At 40.7% G+C, this 16,730-nt stretch carries 11 protein-coding genes; 1 reads left to right on the top strand and 10 read right to left on the bottom strand.

Going from position 1 to position 16,730, the window contains the following annotated elements:
* Positions 1-15: 15 nt before the first annotated feature.
* The 3 genes from ACYQ2D_RS10365 to ACYQ2D_RS10355 all read right to left on the bottom strand — a co-directional run bounded on the left by ACYQ2D_RS10365 (position 16) and on the right by ACYQ2D_RS10355 (position 2,553).
* Complete coding sequence (locus ACYQ2D_RS10365; protein ID WP_055258609.1) at positions 16-1,092, bottom strand: AAA family ATPase; 1,077 nt, start codon at positions 1,090-1,092, stop codon at positions 16-18.
* A gap of 169 nt (positions 1,093-1,261) precedes the next feature.
* The gene (locus ACYQ2D_RS10360) at positions 1,262-2,347 is read right to left on the bottom strand and encodes a site-specific integrase (RefSeq protein WP_270227535.1); all 1,086 of its coding nucleotides are present in this window, start codon (positions 2,345-2,347) and stop codon (positions 1,262-1,264) included.
* 11 nt (positions 2,348-2,358) lie between these two features.
* Entirely contained in the window at positions 2,359-2,553 is a 195-nt protein-coding gene (locus ACYQ2D_RS10355; protein WP_055258613.1) for a hypothetical protein, read from the bottom strand.
* Between the two features lie 232 nt (positions 2,554-2,785).
* Between ACYQ2D_RS10355 and ACYQ2D_RS10350 the strand changes: the two genes are divergently transcribed.
* On the top strand, positions 2,786-3,268 hold the full coding sequence (locus ACYQ2D_RS10350; RefSeq protein ID WP_015541737.1) for a helix-turn-helix domain-containing protein: 483 nt from the start codon (positions 2,786-2,788) through the stop codon (positions 3,266-3,268).
* 258 nt (positions 3,269-3,526) lie between these two features.
* Here the strand turns inward: ACYQ2D_RS10350 and tuf are convergent, their stop codons facing one another.
* The 7 genes from tuf to rplL all read right to left on the bottom strand — a co-directional run bounded on the left by tuf (position 3,527) and on the right by rplL (position 16,661).
* On the bottom strand, positions 3,527-4,720 hold the full coding sequence (tuf, locus tag ACYQ2D_RS10345) for an elongation factor Tu (RefSeq protein WP_117457572.1): 1,194 nt from the start codon (positions 4,718-4,720) through the stop codon (positions 3,527-3,529).
* 175 nt (positions 4,721-4,895) lie between these two features.
* On the bottom strand, positions 4,896-7,016 hold the full coding sequence (fusA, locus tag ACYQ2D_RS10340; RefSeq protein WP_117457571.1) for an elongation factor G: 2,121 nt from the start codon (positions 7,014-7,016) through the stop codon (positions 4,896-4,898).
* A gap of 20 nt (positions 7,017-7,036) precedes the next feature.
* Positions 7,037-7,507: a 30S ribosomal protein S7 gene (rpsG, locus tag ACYQ2D_RS10335; protein ID WP_022302580.1), complete on the bottom strand. Its 471-nt coding sequence runs from the start codon at positions 7,505-7,507 to the stop codon at positions 7,037-7,039.
* A gap of 246 nt (positions 7,508-7,753) precedes the next feature.
* Complete coding sequence (gene rpsL, locus ACYQ2D_RS10330) at positions 7,754-8,167, bottom strand: 30S ribosomal protein S12 (protein WP_018596937.1); 414 nt, start codon at positions 8,165-8,167, stop codon at positions 7,754-7,756.
* A gap of 302 nt (positions 8,168-8,469) precedes the next feature.
* Positions 8,470-12,174 carry a DNA-directed RNA polymerase subunit beta' gene (gene rpoC, locus ACYQ2D_RS10325; RefSeq protein WP_187559139.1) on the bottom strand — a complete coding sequence of 1,235 codons (3,705 nt, stop codon included), beginning with the start codon at positions 12,172-12,174 and terminating at the stop codon, positions 8,470-8,472.
* Positions 12,175-12,189: 15 nt separating this feature from the next.
* Positions 12,190-16,026, bottom strand: a complete 3,837-nt coding sequence (gene rpoB / locus ACYQ2D_RS10320) for a DNA-directed RNA polymerase subunit beta (protein WP_022302582.1) — start codon at positions 16,024-16,026, stop codon at positions 12,190-12,192.
* Positions 16,027-16,286: 260 nt separating this feature from the next.
* The gene (gene rplL / locus ACYQ2D_RS10315) at positions 16,287-16,661 is read right to left on the bottom strand and encodes a 50S ribosomal protein L7/L12 (RefSeq protein WP_022302583.1); all 375 of its coding nucleotides are present in this window, start codon (positions 16,659-16,661) and stop codon (positions 16,287-16,289) included.
* Positions 16,662-16,730 lie beyond the last annotated feature (69 nt).

The following is a 16,730-nucleotide window of genomic DNA, read 5'->3' as shown; positions in this document are numbered from 1 at the left end:
TGCCATCTTCCATTTTTATTCTGGCAGCATCCAATACCATTGCTTTCCACGTTTTACAGAATCAATTTCAAGTTCCCGTTTGGCATTCCATAACGTTTTACTTTTTATTCCTCTGGTTTCGGCTTCTTCTGCAATTTTCTTTTGAGTCATTCCTCCATTTGCCAGTATTTCAAGGAGAAATTCTTTTGCTTTCCGACTTTTCTGCCCTCTGCCGTCTCCATTAAGAAGTTCATCGGCACTGATATCATATTCTCCAATCCATTCAAAGCCATTATTCTTATCCAGTCTGAATGCAATGGACGTTCCTTCCGGTGCAAGAGAACTCTTCGTATGACATACCACTCTTACTTCTGGTTCATCTTTCACTCGCCCGACAATCAGGACACTTCTTGCAGCAGCCTGAAAATCAATGGAGCCAAGTCCTCGATAAGAAGATTTGCCGTTACTGTTTTTGTTCATATGACCGATTAAAATGACTGCACAGTGATATTTTTCTGCCAGCACTGCGACACGCTTCATCAATGGCCTGATCTCATTTGCCCTGTGCATGTCTACCTCTGCTCCCAGGAATCCCTGAATCGGATCAAGAACAACCATTTTGGCTTTTGTCTGCACGATTGCTTCTTCTAATCTGGCATCTGCCATTGTCAGTGGCTGGTCACTGTCATCAATCACCAGCACCCTCGAACAATCTGCACCTGCAGCAAGTAATCTGGGTTTGATAGTATCTCCTAGACCATCTTCCGCTGTCTGATAAATCACATTTACAGGTGACATAGAAGACTGTTCCTGAATATTATCTTTGGCATCTAGATCTTCATTCTCACTACCGACTTCATCACTTCGTTTTTCTTTTGTTGTATCAGTAACAGGAAGAATCGGCTCTCCTCTGGTCAGTTTTGCAATAATCTGAAGTACCATTGTTGTCTTTCCTTCTCCTGGATCTCCCTGTATAATGGTCACTTTTCCATAAGGAATAAACGGATAAAGCAGCCATTCTACCTGTTCCACCTCTACTGAATCCATATTGATCAGTTTCAGTTTTGGTTCTATTCTGCAATTCTTAATTTTGTTTTTTTCATTCATATTCATTCCATCATCTCCTCCTGCCCTTCCGGGCAAGTCTCTGATGAACAGATATTCGGGAATTGTCGTATTTCTCGATTCGTGATATACTGAATCTGCCAAGATGGTATATCAGTTAATCTGATTATCAGAGAACTTGCTCAGATTATTTATCTGGGCTTTTTCTTTTGCCTTTTCAACATTCATCTCTTTCTTCTCCCAATCCGGTAACTGCATTTTCATTATCCAGCAGATTTGCAATCTTCCTCTGCTGATTTGGATAAAGATGTCCATAAGTATTCAATGTGATACGAATATCTTTATGACCCAATCTGTCCCGGATCAGTAACGGTTCTACACCTTTCTCAATGAGATAAGCCACATGACTGTGTCTGAGATCATGCACTCGGATTTTCTTTACTCCTGCCAGTTCAATCTGCCGTTTCATCTTATGCTGTACCGATTCCTGAACAACTGGAAACAATCTTTCTGTATCCGGCATTCCGTAGTGACCATCTACAAATTCCTTAATTTCCTCTTTCAAAAATTCTGGAATTTCGATTGTTCGAAAGGACTGTTTTGTTTTTGGTTCTGTGATAATATCCTGCATTCCTGTTCGGTAATAAGTCTTATTGATACTAAGCTGATTCTTTTCAAAATTGATATCAGCTTTTGTAATCGCAAGCAGCTCCCCAATCCTGCACCCAGTCCAGAACAGCATCTCAAATATAAGATAATATCTTGTTCCCGGCTCCATTGTCTGTATAAACTGTTTGTACTCGTCCAGTGTCCAGAAGTTCAAACTTCTCGAATCCGAATTTCCCATTCGTTTCACTTTCTTGCATGGATTAACTGGCAAATCATATATTTTAGCTGCATGTGTAAACAGACTGGTCAACTGATTCTGAATCATTCTCAGATAAGAATCTGAATATCCTTTTTTCTGAATTTCATTCTGCCACTGAATAATCTGTGAAGCCTTGATCTCACTCATCATCTGATTTCCAAAGTATGGAACGATATGCTGTTGCATCATATATCTTTTATTTTTGATTGTTCGATCTTTTAGGTCATTCTGTTTGTCTGAAAAATAAATCTCAATAAAATCGCTCAGTTTCATATCCATACTTCGCTCAGTGCTCAACTTTTTACTTCGTTCAAACTCCAATGCTTCTCGCTTTGTTTCAAATCCACGCTTTCTGCGTTTTTTCTTCTCACCCATAACATTTGTCTCAAACCACTGGGCTGTCCATTTTTTTGTGTCTTTTTCTCTGTAAGCCATATTAATCCTCCTTAATTTCCTGCTATTTCATAGCCATACATCTTTTTTGCCCAAAACGCCTTTGGTATTCTTCCAGCCATCGTAATATATCCCTGTGCAGCCAGTTCCTTATTCATAGCTTTCACTAGTTTATAAGCATAAGATTTTGAGCAGTTTAATTCCTGTGCCACTTCATCAGCACTCATCATATAATTGTAGCTTGCCATACTGCATCCTCCTTTCCTCTCCAGATACAGAATACGTTTACTGTATTTCTATATCTGTACGAATATCGTAAATTGATAATATCATGTATTTATTTCATTGTCAATATTTCGTAAACATATTTTTACGAACTTCGTATATTATTTTCTCTTTATTTTATTCCAGGTCTGTGCTATGATATTCTATAGATTTATGTTTTTCGTAATTTTGCAATATATGAAAAAGGAGGATTCTATGGGTGACGGTAAAAATTTAAAGAAATATCTTGATGAAAAAGGCACAAATGTCCGTAAAATTGCAAAGGCAACCGGAATCAGTGCCACAACCTTATATTCAATTATTCAAAAAGATTCCAATATTCGATTTGATTTTGCATTAAGACTTGCGAATGAATTGCAAATTGATGTGAATGAGATATGTTCTGCCAGTCCATTTTCTGGCACAATTAAGGAAGAAGAGATTTATCCTACACTTCCAGACGGTTTGAACGGAGCATTAGACGCAAGCCGTGTAAAGACTTATTTAAAAAATTCTATGTACCCGTTGATGTATCTTTTCGGTAAGAACAGTATGCCTGATGTAGATAATCTGCTCACATCGTTCTATCAGCTTGATGATGAAGCCAGACAGGAAGTTGTGGAAACGATCCGTCTGAAACTGCAATATCATCGTGATCCGGAACGTGCTGAACAGATCAAACAGATCAAAGGCTGGTAAAAAAATTACTCCTGTGAATAGCAAATATTCGCAGGAGTTTCTTTTTGGCACCGTTTTGGCACCGCTAGACTGATTTTTCAATTTTAAATTTATCCGTATTTCATCTTTCTGATAAACGTTTCACTGTTTCTAATCTGATAATTTTACAAACAATCCTTTTCTTAGAGTACAGAAAAACCCCAGAAACACAAGGTTTCTGGGGTATCTTACGTTTGGACACAAGTTATCTTGCGATAACAAATCTATTTTCAGATTGTATTACTCGATGATTGTAGCAACACGTCCTGATCCAACAGTACGTCCACCTTCACGGATAGCGAATGTAAGACCCTGGCTCATAGCGATTGGGTGAATCAGTTCGATTGTCATTTCTACGTTATCACCAGGCATGCACATTTCTGTACCTTCTGGTAAGTTACAAACACCTGTTACGTCTGTTGTTCTGAAGTAGAACTGTGGACGATAGTTGTTGAAGAACGGTGTATGACGACCACCTTCATCTTTTGTCAGAACGTAAACCTGAGCTGTGAATTTTGTATGGCATGTGATTGTTCCTGGTTTAGCAAGAACCTGTCCTCTTTCGATTTCGTTTCTCTGAACACCACGAAGAAGTGCACCGATGTTATCACCAGCCTGAGCTTCGTCTAACAGTTTACGGAACATTTCAATACCAGTTACAACAACTTTACGTGTTTCTTCTTTCAGACCAACGATTTCAACTTCTTCAGATACGTGAAGAACACCAGCTTCTACTCTACCAGTAGCAACTGTACCACGACCTGTGATAGAGAATACGTCTTCTACAGGCATGATGAATGGTTTGTCTGTGTCACGCTGTGGGTCTGGAATGTAGCTGTCTACAGCATCCATAAGTTCCATGATTTTGTCGCCCCATTCGCTTGCTGGATCTTCCAGAGCTTTCAGAGCAGAACCTTTGATGATTGGAGTATCATCGCCTGGGAAATCATATTCGTCTAACAGTTCACGAACTTCCATTTCTACCAGTTCAAGAAGTTCTTCGTCATCAACCATATCACATTTGTTCAGGAATACAACGATGTAAGGAACACCTACCTGACGAGACAGAAGGATATGTTCTTTTGTCTGAGCCATAACACCATCAGTTGCAGCTACAACTAAGATAGCACCATCCATCTGAGCAGCACCTGTGATCATGTTTTTAACGTAATCGGCATGTCCTGGGCAGTCAACGTGTGCATAGTGACGATGTTCTGTTTCATATTCAACGTGTGCTGTAGAAATTGTGATACCACGTTCTCTTTCTTCTGGAGCTTTATCAATGTTCTCGAAATCTGTAGCTGAGTTACCAGCAACTCTTTCAGCCAGAACTTTTGTGATTGCAGCTGTTAATGTTGTTTTACCATGGTCAACGTGTCCGATGGTACCAATGTTACAATGCGGTTTGCTTCTTTCAAATTTAGCTTTTGCCATTTTGAATGTCCTCCTTGTTTATGCGCCCCGTACGGGCAATTTTTGTTTGCTTACTGCCTCATTACGAGACGTCGGAATATACCAATATTATATTAAAATATATTCAACCTGCTATCCTTGATTATATTGCAAATCAAGGATATTTGCAAGTTTTTTTATCAATAAATACGACTGATTATTTTGTAGCTTTACCAGCGAGTACTTTTTCCTGTACGGATTTTGGTACTGGCTCGTATTTTTCAAAGAACATGGAGTAGTTACCACGACCCTGTGTTCTGGAACGCAGGTCTGTTGCATATCCGAACATTTCGGAAAGCGGAACATATCCACGAATCATTTTACCACCGCCGATATCGTCCATACCTTCGATACGTCCACGACGAGAGTTAATATCACCAATAACATCACCCATGTAATCTTCCGGTGTTGTTACTTCGACTTTCATGATTGGCTCAAGAAGTACTGGTGCTGCTTTCTGCATAGCATCTTTGAATGCTAAAGAACCAGCAATGTGGAATGCCATTTCAGAGGAGTCGACTTCATGGTAAGAACCATCGTATACATTTGCATGTACACCAACAACTGGGAATCCTCCAAGGATACCAGCTTTCATAGCTTCTTCGATACCTTCGCCTACTGCCGGGATGTATTCCTTCGGAATAGCACCACCAACAACTGTGGATTCAAACTTGTACAGTTCTTCACCGTTGGCATCCATAGGCTCGAATTTAACTTTACAGTGACCGTACTGACCACGTCCACCGGACTGTTTTGCATATTTGCTGTCAACGTCAACTGCTTTTGTGATGGTTTCTTTGTAAGCAACCTGAGGAGCACCAACGTTAGCTTCTACTTTGAATTCACGAAGCAGACGGTCAACGATGATATCCAGATGAAGCTCACCCATACCAGCGATAATTGTCTGACCAGTTTCCTGATCTGTATGAGCACGGAATGTCGGGTCTTCTTCAGCAAGTTTTACTAAAGCTTCACCCAGTTTACCCTGACCAGCTTTTGTCTTAGGCTCGATAGCAAGCTCGATAACTGGTTCTGGGAATTCCATGGATTCCAGGATTACCGGATGCTGTTCATCACAGATTGTATCACCTGTTGTTGTGTTTTTGAAACCAACAGCAGCTGCGATATCACCTGAATAAACTTTATCAAGTTCCTGTCTCTTGTTAGCGTGCATCTGAAGGATACGACCAACACGCTCTTTTTTACCTTTTGTAGCGTTCAGTACGTAAGAACCGGAGTTCATTGTACCTGAATATACACGGAAGAATGCAAGCTTACCAACGAATGGGTCAGCCATAATCTTGAATGCTAAAGCTGAGAATGGTTCTTCATCAGAAGAATGTCTCTCAATTTCATTTCCGTCCATATCAACACCCTTGATAGCCGGGATGTCTGTAGGAGCTGGCATGAATTCAAGAATTGCATCCAGTAATTTCTGAACACCTTTGTTTCTGTATGCAGAACCACAGCAAACCGGAACAGCTGCACATTCACATGTACCTTTTCTCAGAGCTGCTTTTAATGCATCGATAGAAGGTTCTTCACCTTCAAGGTATTCCATCATTAAATCATCGTCTAATTCACAGATTTTTTCGATGAGTTCTGTATGATACAGTTCTGCATCTTCCTGCATATCTTCAGGAATGTCTGTGATTGTGATATCCTCACCCTTATCATCATTGTAGATGTAAGCTTTCATTTCGAATAAGTCGATGATTCCTTTGAACTCGTCTTCTTTACCGATTGGTAACTGAAGGCAAATTGCGTTTTTACCTAAACGAGTCTTAATCTGATCTACTGCATTGTAGAAGTTTGCACCTAAGATATCCATCTTATTGATGAATGCCATACGTGGTACATTGTAGGTATCTGCCTGACGCCATACATTTTCAGACTGAGGCTCAACGCCGCCTTTTGCACAGAATACACCAACTGCACCGTCAAGTACACGTAAGGAACGTTCAACTTCTACTGTGAAGTCTACGTGTCCTGGAGTATCAATGATATTGATACGATGTTCCAGTGCACCTGGTTTTGCTTTACAGTTTTCCTGTAAAGTCCAGTGACAAGTTGTTGCGGCTGAAGTAATTGTGATACCTCTTTCCTGTTCCTGTTCCATCCAGTCCATGGTAGCAGTACCTTCATGAGTATCACCGATTTTATAGTTAACACCGGTATAGTATAAGATACGCTCTGTAAGAGTAGTCTTACCGGCATCGATATGTGCCATAATACCAATGTTTCTGGTTCTCTCTAACGGATATTCTCTTCCAGCCAATGGATTTTCCTCCTATTGAATTAGAATCGATAGTGAGCAAATGCTTTATTTGCCTCAGCCATCTTATGCATGTCTTCTTTCTTCTTAACAGATGCGCCTGTATTGTTCATTGCATCTAATAATTCATTTGCCAGTCTGTCTTCCATTGTTTTCTCTCCTCTTTTACGAGAGTAGAGAGTAATCCAGCGAAGAGCTAAAGCCTGACGTCTTTCCGGTCTAACCTCGATTGGTACCTGATATGTTGCACCACCGATACGTCTTGCTTTTACTTCCAGAACAGGCATAATGTTGTTCATTGCTTCTTCGAATACTTCGATTGCCGGTTTTCCGGCTTTTTCCTCACATTTAGCGAATGCACCGTATACGATTTTCTGAGCAACACCTTTCTTACCATCTAACATAATGTTATTGATAAGTTTTGTTACCACTTTGTTTCCGTATAACGGGTCAGCTAAAACGTCTCTTTTCTGAGTATGTCCTTTACGTGGCACGTTACTTCCCTCCTTAATCATTTTCATTGTTAATAGACAAATGACATTGTCCCAAAGATTAAATCATCGGTACTCACACAACTATAAGCGTATGTCCGTACGCGGTAAATTCTCTATATAAACCCGCAGCCACTCCGTTGGGCTTATGGAATCCCCGTACAAAATCAATAGTTATATCTGTGATTTCAAATGATAATTTCTACTATAATAAATCAAGCGGAAATTTTTACCGCCTGGCCGAATTTATTATTTTTTCGGTCTTTTAGCACCGTATTTAGAACGGGCCTGACGTCTGTTTGCAACGCCTGCGGTATCTAATGTACCACGGATGATGTGGTATCTTGTACCTGGTAAGTCTTTTACTCTACCACCACGGATAAGAACAACGCTATGTTCCTGTAAGTTATGTCCTTCACCTGGGATATAGCTTGTTACCTCGATTCCGTTTGAGAGACGAACTCTGGCGATTTTTCTAAGAGCAGAGTTAGGTTTTTTAGGTGTAGCAGTTTTAACCGCTGTACACACACCTCTTTTCTGTGGAGAAGACATATCTGTTGTCTTCTTCTGTAAAGAGTTGAAGCTCTTCTGCAGTGCCGGAGCTGTAGACTTTTTAACGGAAGTCTGACGTCCTTTTCTTACTAACTGATTGAATGTTGGCATTCCTTTCACCTCCTGTATTATTTTTCTTCTGCCATATTATATAGAAGAAATAAGTGGCTGCCAGTTATTCATTCTTATGAATAAACTTTTTTTATCGCGCACAAAAAATACGCAGTCCTGTGCACGCCTCCTCATTATATCTGTGGAAAAAGTTGCTGTCAAGGTATTTTTTTGTTTTTTTTATTTTTCTTTCAAAAATCCGACCCTCACACTCATTTATCCGTCTATGAAAGAGAAAAACAAAAGACTATTTTGCCAGTTATCTGACAAAACAGTCTTTTGCATTTATTTTCTTACTATTATTACTCTTCTGTTAATTCTGCTTCTTCTTCCTCTTCGGAAAGTTCTACTTCATCAACAGCACCTGTAAGTGTTTCTTCTGTATCCTCTGTGGTTTCCTCACCAACTGTTACGTCTTCATTTTCTTCCATTTCGTCAAACTCAACTTCTTCTTCATCAGTATCAAGCTTAATATTGGAATACTGTTTCATACCTGTACCAGCCGGAATCAGTTTACCAATGATAACATTTTCTTTCAGACCAATCAACGGGTCAATCTTACCTTTGATTGCTGCTTCTGTCAGAACTTTTGTTGTTTCCTGGAAGGAAGCTGCTGACAGGAAGGAGTTTGTAGCAAGAGATGCTTTTGTAATACCAAGCATAACCTGTTTTCCTTCTGCCGGTTCTTTGCCTTCTTCAATCAGTCTTTCGTTCTCTTCTTCAAAGTCAAGAACGTCAACTAATGTTCCCGGAAGGAATTCTGTATCTCCGTTATCTTCGATACGAATCTTCTTCAGCATCTGACGAACGATAACTTCGATATGTTTATCATTGATTTCTACACCCTGCAGACGATATACTCGCTGTACTTCCTGAATCATGTAATCCTGAACGGCACGTACTCCTTTAATCTTCAGAATATCATGTGGATTTACAGAACCTTCTGTCAGTTCATCACCTGCTTCAAGTACCTGTCCATCCTGAATCTTAATACGGGAGCCATAAGGAATCAGGTAAGTCTTGGAGTTTCCATCTTCGTTGTCTGTAACAATGATTTCACGTTTCTTCTTAGTATCTTTAATGGTAGCAATACCTTTGATTTCTGTGATAATCGCAAGACCTTTTGGCTTTCTTGCTTCAAAAAGCTCCTCGACACGAGGAAGACCCTGTGTAATATCTCCACCGGCAACACCACCGTTATGGAAGGTACGCATGGTCAGCTGTGTACCAGGTTCACCGATAGACTGAGCAGCAATGATACCTACAGATTCACCAACCTGTACTGCTTCACCTGTTGCCATGTTTGCACCATAGCATTTTGCGCAGACACCAATATGACATTTACAGGTAAGAATGGTACGGATTTTTACTGCATCGTAGCCAGTTCCATCTGCTTTTACACCGTCATTTACGATTCTTGCAGCACGTTTTGGTGTAATCATATGATTTGCTTTTACGATTACTTCACCATTTTTATCTTTAATTGTCTCACAGGAGAAACGACCTGTGATACGTTCCTGAAGACTTTCGATTTCTTCTCTTCCATCCATGAAGGCTTTTACCCACATACCCGGAATTTCGTTTCTGTTTTCACTACAGTCAACTTCACGAACGATTAAGTCCTGAGAAACATCTACCAGACGTCTTGTCAGGTAACCGGAATCGGCTGTACGAAGAGCAGTATCGGACATACCTTTTCGAGCTCCATGCGCTGACATGAAGTATTCCAGTACATCAAGACCTTCACGGAAGTTTGATTTGATAGGCAACTCGATTGTATGACCGGTTGTATCAGCCATCAGACCACGCATACCGGCAAGCTGTTTAATCTGCTTGTCAGAACCACGGGCTCCGGAGTCAGCCATCATAAAGATGTTGTTGTACTTATCCAGACCGGACAGCAGTACACGTGTCAGCTCATCATCGGTCTTTTTCCATGTTTCAACAACTTCTTTGTATCTTTCTTCTTCTGTGATAAGACCACGTTTGAAGTTCTTTGTAATTAAGTCTACGGTATCCTGTGCTTTCTGAATCATTTCCGGTTTCTGAGGCGGCACAGTCATATCAGAAATTGATACGGTCATCGCAGCTCTTGTTGAATATTTATAACCGGTTGCTTTAATCTTATCCAGCACTTCTGCTGTTCTTGTAGCACCGTGTGTATTGATAACTTTTTCAAGAATCTGTTTTAACTGTTTCTTACCTACCAGGAAGTCAACTTCCGGTTTTAATTCATTTCCCGGAATTGTACGGTCTACAAAACCTAAATCCTGAGGAATGATTTCATTAAATAAGAAACGTCCAAGTGTAGATTCTACTGTACCGGAAAGAACAGTTCCATCCGGCATTGTTTTTTCCATGTGTACATGGATTTTTGTCTGAAGCGTAATAACCTGGTTTTCATAAGCCAGAATTGCTTCGTTTACGCTCTTGAAGTATTTTCCTTCTCCCTTAACACCAGGTCTTTCCTGTGTCAGATAATAAATACCAAGAACCATATCCTGTGAAGGAACGGCTACCGGACCACCATCGGATGGTTTTAACAGGTTGTTTGGTGAGAGAAGCAGGAAACGGCACTCTGCCTGTGCTTCAACGGACAGTGGAAGATGAACCGCCATCTGGTCACCATCGAAATCGGCATTGAATGCAGTACAAACAAGCGGATGCAGCTTGATAGCCTTACCTTCTACAAGGATTGGCTCGAATGCCTGAATACCAAGACGGTGCAGTGTAGGGGCACGGTTTAACATAACCGGATGCTCTTTAATTACTTCTTCGAGAACGTCCCATACTTCCGGGTCGAGTTTCTCTACCATCTTTTTCGCATTTTTAATATTATGTGCATTTCCGTTGCTTACCAGTTCTTTCATAACGAAAGGTTTAAACAGCTCGATTGCCATTTCTTTTGGCAGACCACACTGATAAATCTTCAGTTCCGGTCCTACAACGATAACTGAACGTCCTGAGTAGTCAACACGTTTACCCAGAAGGTTCTGACGGAAACGTCCTGATTTACCTTTGAGCATATCAGAAAGGGATTTCAATGCTCTGTTTCCAGGTCCTGTTACCGGACGACCACGACGTCCATTATCAATCAGAGCATCGACTGCTTCCTGTAACATTCTCTTTTCATTACGAACGATAATGTCAGGAGCTCCGAGTTCAAGCAGTCTTTTCAGACGGTTATTACGGTTGATAATTCTTCTGTACAGGTCATTTAAATCAGATGTTGCAAAACGTCCGCCGTCAAGCTGAACCATTGGACGTAAGTCTGGCGGAATAACCGGAACAACTGTCATAATCATCCATTCCGGACGATTTCCTGATTCTTTAAATGCTTCTACAACTTCAAGACGTTTTACGATACGTGCACGTTTCTGACCTGTTGAATCTTTTAAACCTGCTTTTAATTCTGCTGATTCTTTTTCAAGGTCAATTGCTTCAAGCAATTCTTTGATGGATTCTGCACCCATACCTACACGGAATGCAGAATAACCATATTTTGCACAAGCTTCCTGATACTCTTTTTCTGTCAGTATCTGTTTATACTGAAGCTCTGTTTTTCCTGCATCAAGAACGATGTAGCTTGCAAAATACAGAACTTTTTCCAGAGACCTTGGTGAAAGGTCAAGAATCAGCCCCATTCTGGATGGGATTCCCTTGAAGTACCAGATATGGGATACCGGAGCTGCAAGCTCGATATGTCCCATACGTTCACGACGTACACTTGCTTTTGTAACTTCAACGCCGCATCGGTCACAAACAACGCCTTTATAGCGAATTTTCTTATATTTACCGCAATGACATTCCCAGTCTTTGCTTGGTCCAAAGATTTTCTCGCAGAAAAGACCGTCTTTTTCCGGTTTCAAGGTTCTATAATTAATAGTTTCCGGTTTTTTAACCTCGCCTCTTGACCATTCCCGAATTTTTTCAGGAGATGCCAAACCGATTTTAATAGCATCAAAGGTCATTGGCTGGTATACCTCTTTATTTGCTGTTTCTGGCATTGTGGACTCCTTTCCTTACTCTTCCAGAGTATCCTCATCTACGCTCAGTAAATCATCGTCATTGTCTTCTTCTTCCACATCGACTAATTCTTCACCTTCAAATTCCTGTTTCTGGAATCCGTAGTTGCCGTAATCTTCGTCATCTCTGTGGTGTCTGGAATCACCTTCGATAATAGAACGCATATCAGTCTCGCCATAATCGATATTTTCCATGATTTCCACTTCTGTCATATCATCTTTTAAGACTCTGACATCCAGACCCAAGGACTGTAATTCTTTGAGAAGTACTTTGAATGATTCCGGAATACCAGGCTCCGGAATATTCTCGCCCTTAATAATCGCTTCATAAGTCTTAACACGTCCGATTACATCATCGGATTTTACAGTCAGAATTTCCTGCAGAGTATAGGAAGCACCATAAGCTTCAAGTGCCCAAACCTCCATCTCTCCGAAACGCTGACCACCAAACTGAGCTTTACCACCCAGCGGCTGCTGTGTTACCAGTGAGTATGGACCGGTAGAACGTGCATGAATCTTATCGTCTACCAGGTGATGCAGTTTCAGGTAATGCATGTGTCCGATTGTTACAGGGCTGTCGAAGTATTCACCTGTACGACCGTCACGAAGTCTTACTTTACCATCACTGGAAATCGGAACACCTTTCCACAGTTTTCTGTGTTCTCTGTTGTCTGACAGATACTGCATTACTTCCGGGTTTAATGTATCTTTATGTTTTGCCTCAAACTCATCCCATTCCATGTTTACATAGTCATTTGCAAGTCTGAGGGTATCCTGAATATCAACCTCGTTTGCACCGTCGAATACCGGTGTTGCAATGTTAAATCCAAGTGCTTTTGCCGCAAGACTTAAATGAATCTCGAGGACCTGTCCGATATTCATTCGGGAAGGTACACCCAGAGGATTCAGTACGATATCCAGCGGACGGCCGTTTGGTAAGAATGGCATATCTTCTACAGGAAGGACACGGGAAACAACACCCTTGTTACCGTGACGTCCGGCCATCTTATCACCAACGGAAATTTTTCTCTTCTGAGCAATATAAATACGTACTGCCTGATTTACACCAGGAGACAGTTCGTCACCATTTTCTCTTGTGAATACTTTTGCATCTACGATAATACCGTATTCACCATGCGGTACTTTTAAGGAAGTGTCACGAACTTCACGTGCTTTTTCACCGAAAATCGCACGAAGCAGCCTTTCTTCTGCTGTCAGTTCTGTTTCTCCTTTTGGAGTTACTTTACCAACAAGAATATCTCCGGCACGTACTTCTGCACCGATACGGATGATACCACGTTCATCCAAATCTTTTAATGCATCATCACCAACGCCTGGAACGTCTCTTGTGATTTCTTCCGGTCCGAGTTTTGTATCTCTGGCTTCTGCTTCATATTCTTCAATATGAACAGAAGTATAAACGTCATCCTGAACCAGTCTTTCACTAAGCAGAACGGCATCCTCGTAGTTATAACCTTCCCAGGTCATGAATCCGATTAATGGATTCTTACCTAATGCAAGTTCACCATTTGATGTAGAAGGACCATCTGCAATAACCTGTCCGGCTTCCACTCTCTCACCTTTGAACACAATCGGTCTCTGGTTGTAACAGTTACTCTGGTTACTACGCATAAATTTTGTCAGATGATAAACGTCTTTCTTTCCATCATCTGTACGGATAATGATTTCTTTGGAAGCTGCACACTCTACAACACCGGAATTTTTTGCAACAACGCAGACACCGGAGTCAACTGCTGCTTTTGCTTCCATACCGGTACCTACTACAGGAGCTTCTGTTGTAAGAAGCGGAACGGCCTGACGCTGCATGTTGGAACCCATCAGCGCACGGTTCGCATCATCGTTCTGTAAGAACGGAATCAGCGCTGTAGCAACGGAGAATACCATCTTAGGAGATACGTCCATGTAATCAAACATATGGCGTTCATATTCCTGAGTTTCTTCTCTGTAACGACCGGATACGTTTTTATGAATGAAATGACCCTCTGCATCCAACGGCTCATTCGCCTGTGCTACATGGTAATTATCTTCTTCGTCAGCTGTCATATAAACAACTTCATCTGTAACACGAGGATTTTTCGGATCAGATTTATCGATTTTACGATATGGAGCCTCAACGAATCCATAATTATTAATTCTTGCATAAGATGCAAGGGAGTTAATCAGACCGATGTTCGGACCTTCAGGGGTTTCAATCGGGCACATTCTTCCATAATGAGAATAGTGAACGTCTCGAACCTCGAAACCTGCACGGTCACGGGACAGACCACCAGGACCGAGTGCGGATAAACGTCTCTTATGAGTTAACTCACCAAGAGGGTTGTTCTGATCCATGAACTGTGACAGCTGGGAAGAACCGAAAAATTCTTTCACTGCTGCAGTTACCGGTTTGATATTGATTAAGGACTGCGGAGAAATTGTGTCGCTGTCCTGTGTTGTCATTCTTTCACGAACGACTCTTTCCAGTCTGGAAAGACCGATTCTGTACTGGTTCTGAAGTAATTCACCAACTGCACGGATACGTCTGTTTCCTAAGTGGTCAATATCATCATCATTTCCCAGACCATATTCCAGATGCATATTGTAGTTGATAGAAGCAAAAATGTCTTCTTTTGTAATATGCTTCGGAATTAATTCATGAATATCACGGCGGATTGCTTCTTTGATATCTTCAATGTCTTCATTTTCTTCCAGAATCTTAGCCAGTACCGGATAGTAAACCATCTCGGAAACACCAACTTCTTCCGGGTCAATATCAACAAAGCTTGTGAGGTCTACCATCATACTGGACAGTACTTTGATTTTACGCTCTTCGCCCTGAATCCATACGAAAGGAACAGCTGCATTCTGAATCTGGTCAGCCAGTGCTTTTGTTACAACTGTACCTGCTTCTGCAATAATTTCACCTGTTGTGACATCTACAACTTCTTCAGCCAGCGGATGCCCTACAATACGGTTTCTTAATAACAGTTTTTTATTAAATTTATAACGACCTACTTTTGCCAGGTCATAACGTCTTGCGTCAAAGAACATGCCATTAATCAGACTCTCTGCGCTGTCTACTGCAAGCGGTTCACCTGGACGAATTTTCTTATACAGCTCTAAAAGACCTGTATGATAATCCTCAGATGTATCTTTACCAAAACTTGCAAGAATCTTTGGTTCTTCACCGAATAAATCTATAATTTCTGCATTTGTACCTACACCTAAAGCACGAATGAGAACTGTAATCGGGACTTTTCTTGTTCTGTCTACACGAACATAGAACACGTCATTGGAATCCGTCTCATATTCCAGCCATGCACCCCTGTTCGGAATAACTGTAGCAGAATACAAGGTCTTACCCAGTTTATCATGAGCGATTGCGTAGTAGATGCCTGGAGAACGAACCAACTGGCTGACAATTACTCGTTCAGCACCGTTAATTACAAACGTTCCTGTAGCAGTCATCAGTGGTAAATCACCCATAAAAATCTCGTGTTCACTGACTTCGTCATTTTCTTTGTTGTATAATCTTACCTTTACTTTTAAAGGTGCAGCATAAGTCGCATCTCTTTCTTTACACTCTTCGATGGAGTATTTTACTTCATCTTCGCATAAAGTAAAGTCAACAAATTCCAAGCTTAACTTACCGCTATAATCTGCGATTGGAGAGATATCTTCAAAAACTTCATTAAGACCTTCGTCCAAAAACCACTGATAAGAGTCTTTCTGAACTTCAATCAGATTCGGCATTTCCAGTACCTCTTTCTGGCGCTGGTAAGTCATTCTCATGCTCTTACCGGATTTAATGGGACGGATTCTGTTTTTCTCCATTGACGTTTCACCCCTTGTATGTTTTAATTTTATTATGGATTATGATTCAGATCCTGTTTTCTTCCTGTAAATTTATAAATAAATAGAATAACAGGCATAAGTTTCCATAATAGTGCATTTTTCACTTTATCACATTCTATAATGCATGTCAAGCATTTTTTCAACTAAATTTTTTCATTAAAATTTTTCATTCTTGGATAAACAAAACCCCGACATCCAAAGATGTCGGGGTCAAAAGTTCTGGCAAGTTTACACTTAAATTATTTAAGAGTAACTTTAGCGCCTTCGCCTTCAAGTTTTGTTTTGATTTCTTCAGCTTCTGCTTTAGATGCGCCTTCTTTAACAACTTTAGGAGCTCCGTCAACAACTTCTTTCGCTTCTTTTAAGCCTAATCCAGTTACTTCACGAACTACTTTGATAACTTTAACTTTGTTAGGGCCAACTTCTGTCAGTTCTACGTCAAATTCATCTTTTTCTTCTGCTGCGCCTGCTGCATCTCCTGCTGCTGCAACTACAACACCTGCTGCTGCGGATACACCGAATTCTTCTTCACAAGCTTTTACTAATTCGTTTAATTCTAATACAGATAATTCTTTGATAGCTTCAATAAATTCTGCTGTTGTTAATTTTGCCATTTTAAATTTACCTCCATTTTTTCGTTTTTCAATTTTAGAGTACCGGATAACCGGTCATATTTCTTATTT

The sequence above is a fragment of the Blautia stercoris genome (assembly GCF_054657695.1).
The sequence above is the reverse complement of the archived record's forward strand: the minus strand, read 5'-3'. Positions and strand labels throughout refer to the sequence as shown.

Bases quoted from the DNA above. Each gene is read 5' to 3' on its own strand.
- rpoC (WP_187559139.1), bottom strand. From the start codon at position 12,174: ATGCCAGAAACAGCAAATAAAGAGGTATACCAGCCAATGACCTTTGAT.
- ACYQ2D_RS10355 (WP_055258613.1), bottom strand. From the start codon at position 2,553: ATGGCAAGCTACAATTATATGATGAGTGCTGATGAAGTGGCACAGGAA.
- rpoB (WP_022302582.1), bottom strand. From the start codon at position 16,026: ATGGAGAAAAACAGAATCCGTCCCATTAAATCCGGTAAGAGCATGAGA.
- rplL (WP_022302583.1), bottom strand. From the start codon at position 16,661: ATGGCAAAATTAACAACAGCAGAATTTATTGAAGCTATCAAAGAATTA.
- rpsL (WP_018596937.1), bottom strand. From the start codon at position 8,167: ATGCCAACATTCAATCAGTTAGTAAGAAAAGGACGTCAGACTTCCGTT.
- tuf (WP_117457572.1), bottom strand. From the start codon at position 4,720: ATGGCAAAAGCTAAATTTGAAAGAAGCAAACCGCATTGTAACATTGGT.
- ACYQ2D_RS10365 (WP_055258609.1), bottom strand. From the start codon at position 1,092: ATGAATATGAATGAAAAAAACAAAATTAAGAATTGCAGAATAGAACCA.
- ACYQ2D_RS10350 (WP_015541737.1), top strand. From the start codon at position 2,786: ATGGGTGACGGTAAAAATTTAAAGAAATATCTTGATGAAAAAGGCACA.
- ACYQ2D_RS10360 (WP_270227535.1), bottom strand. From the start codon at position 2,347: ATGGCTTACAGAGAAAAAGACACAAAAAAATGGACAGCCCAGTGGTTT.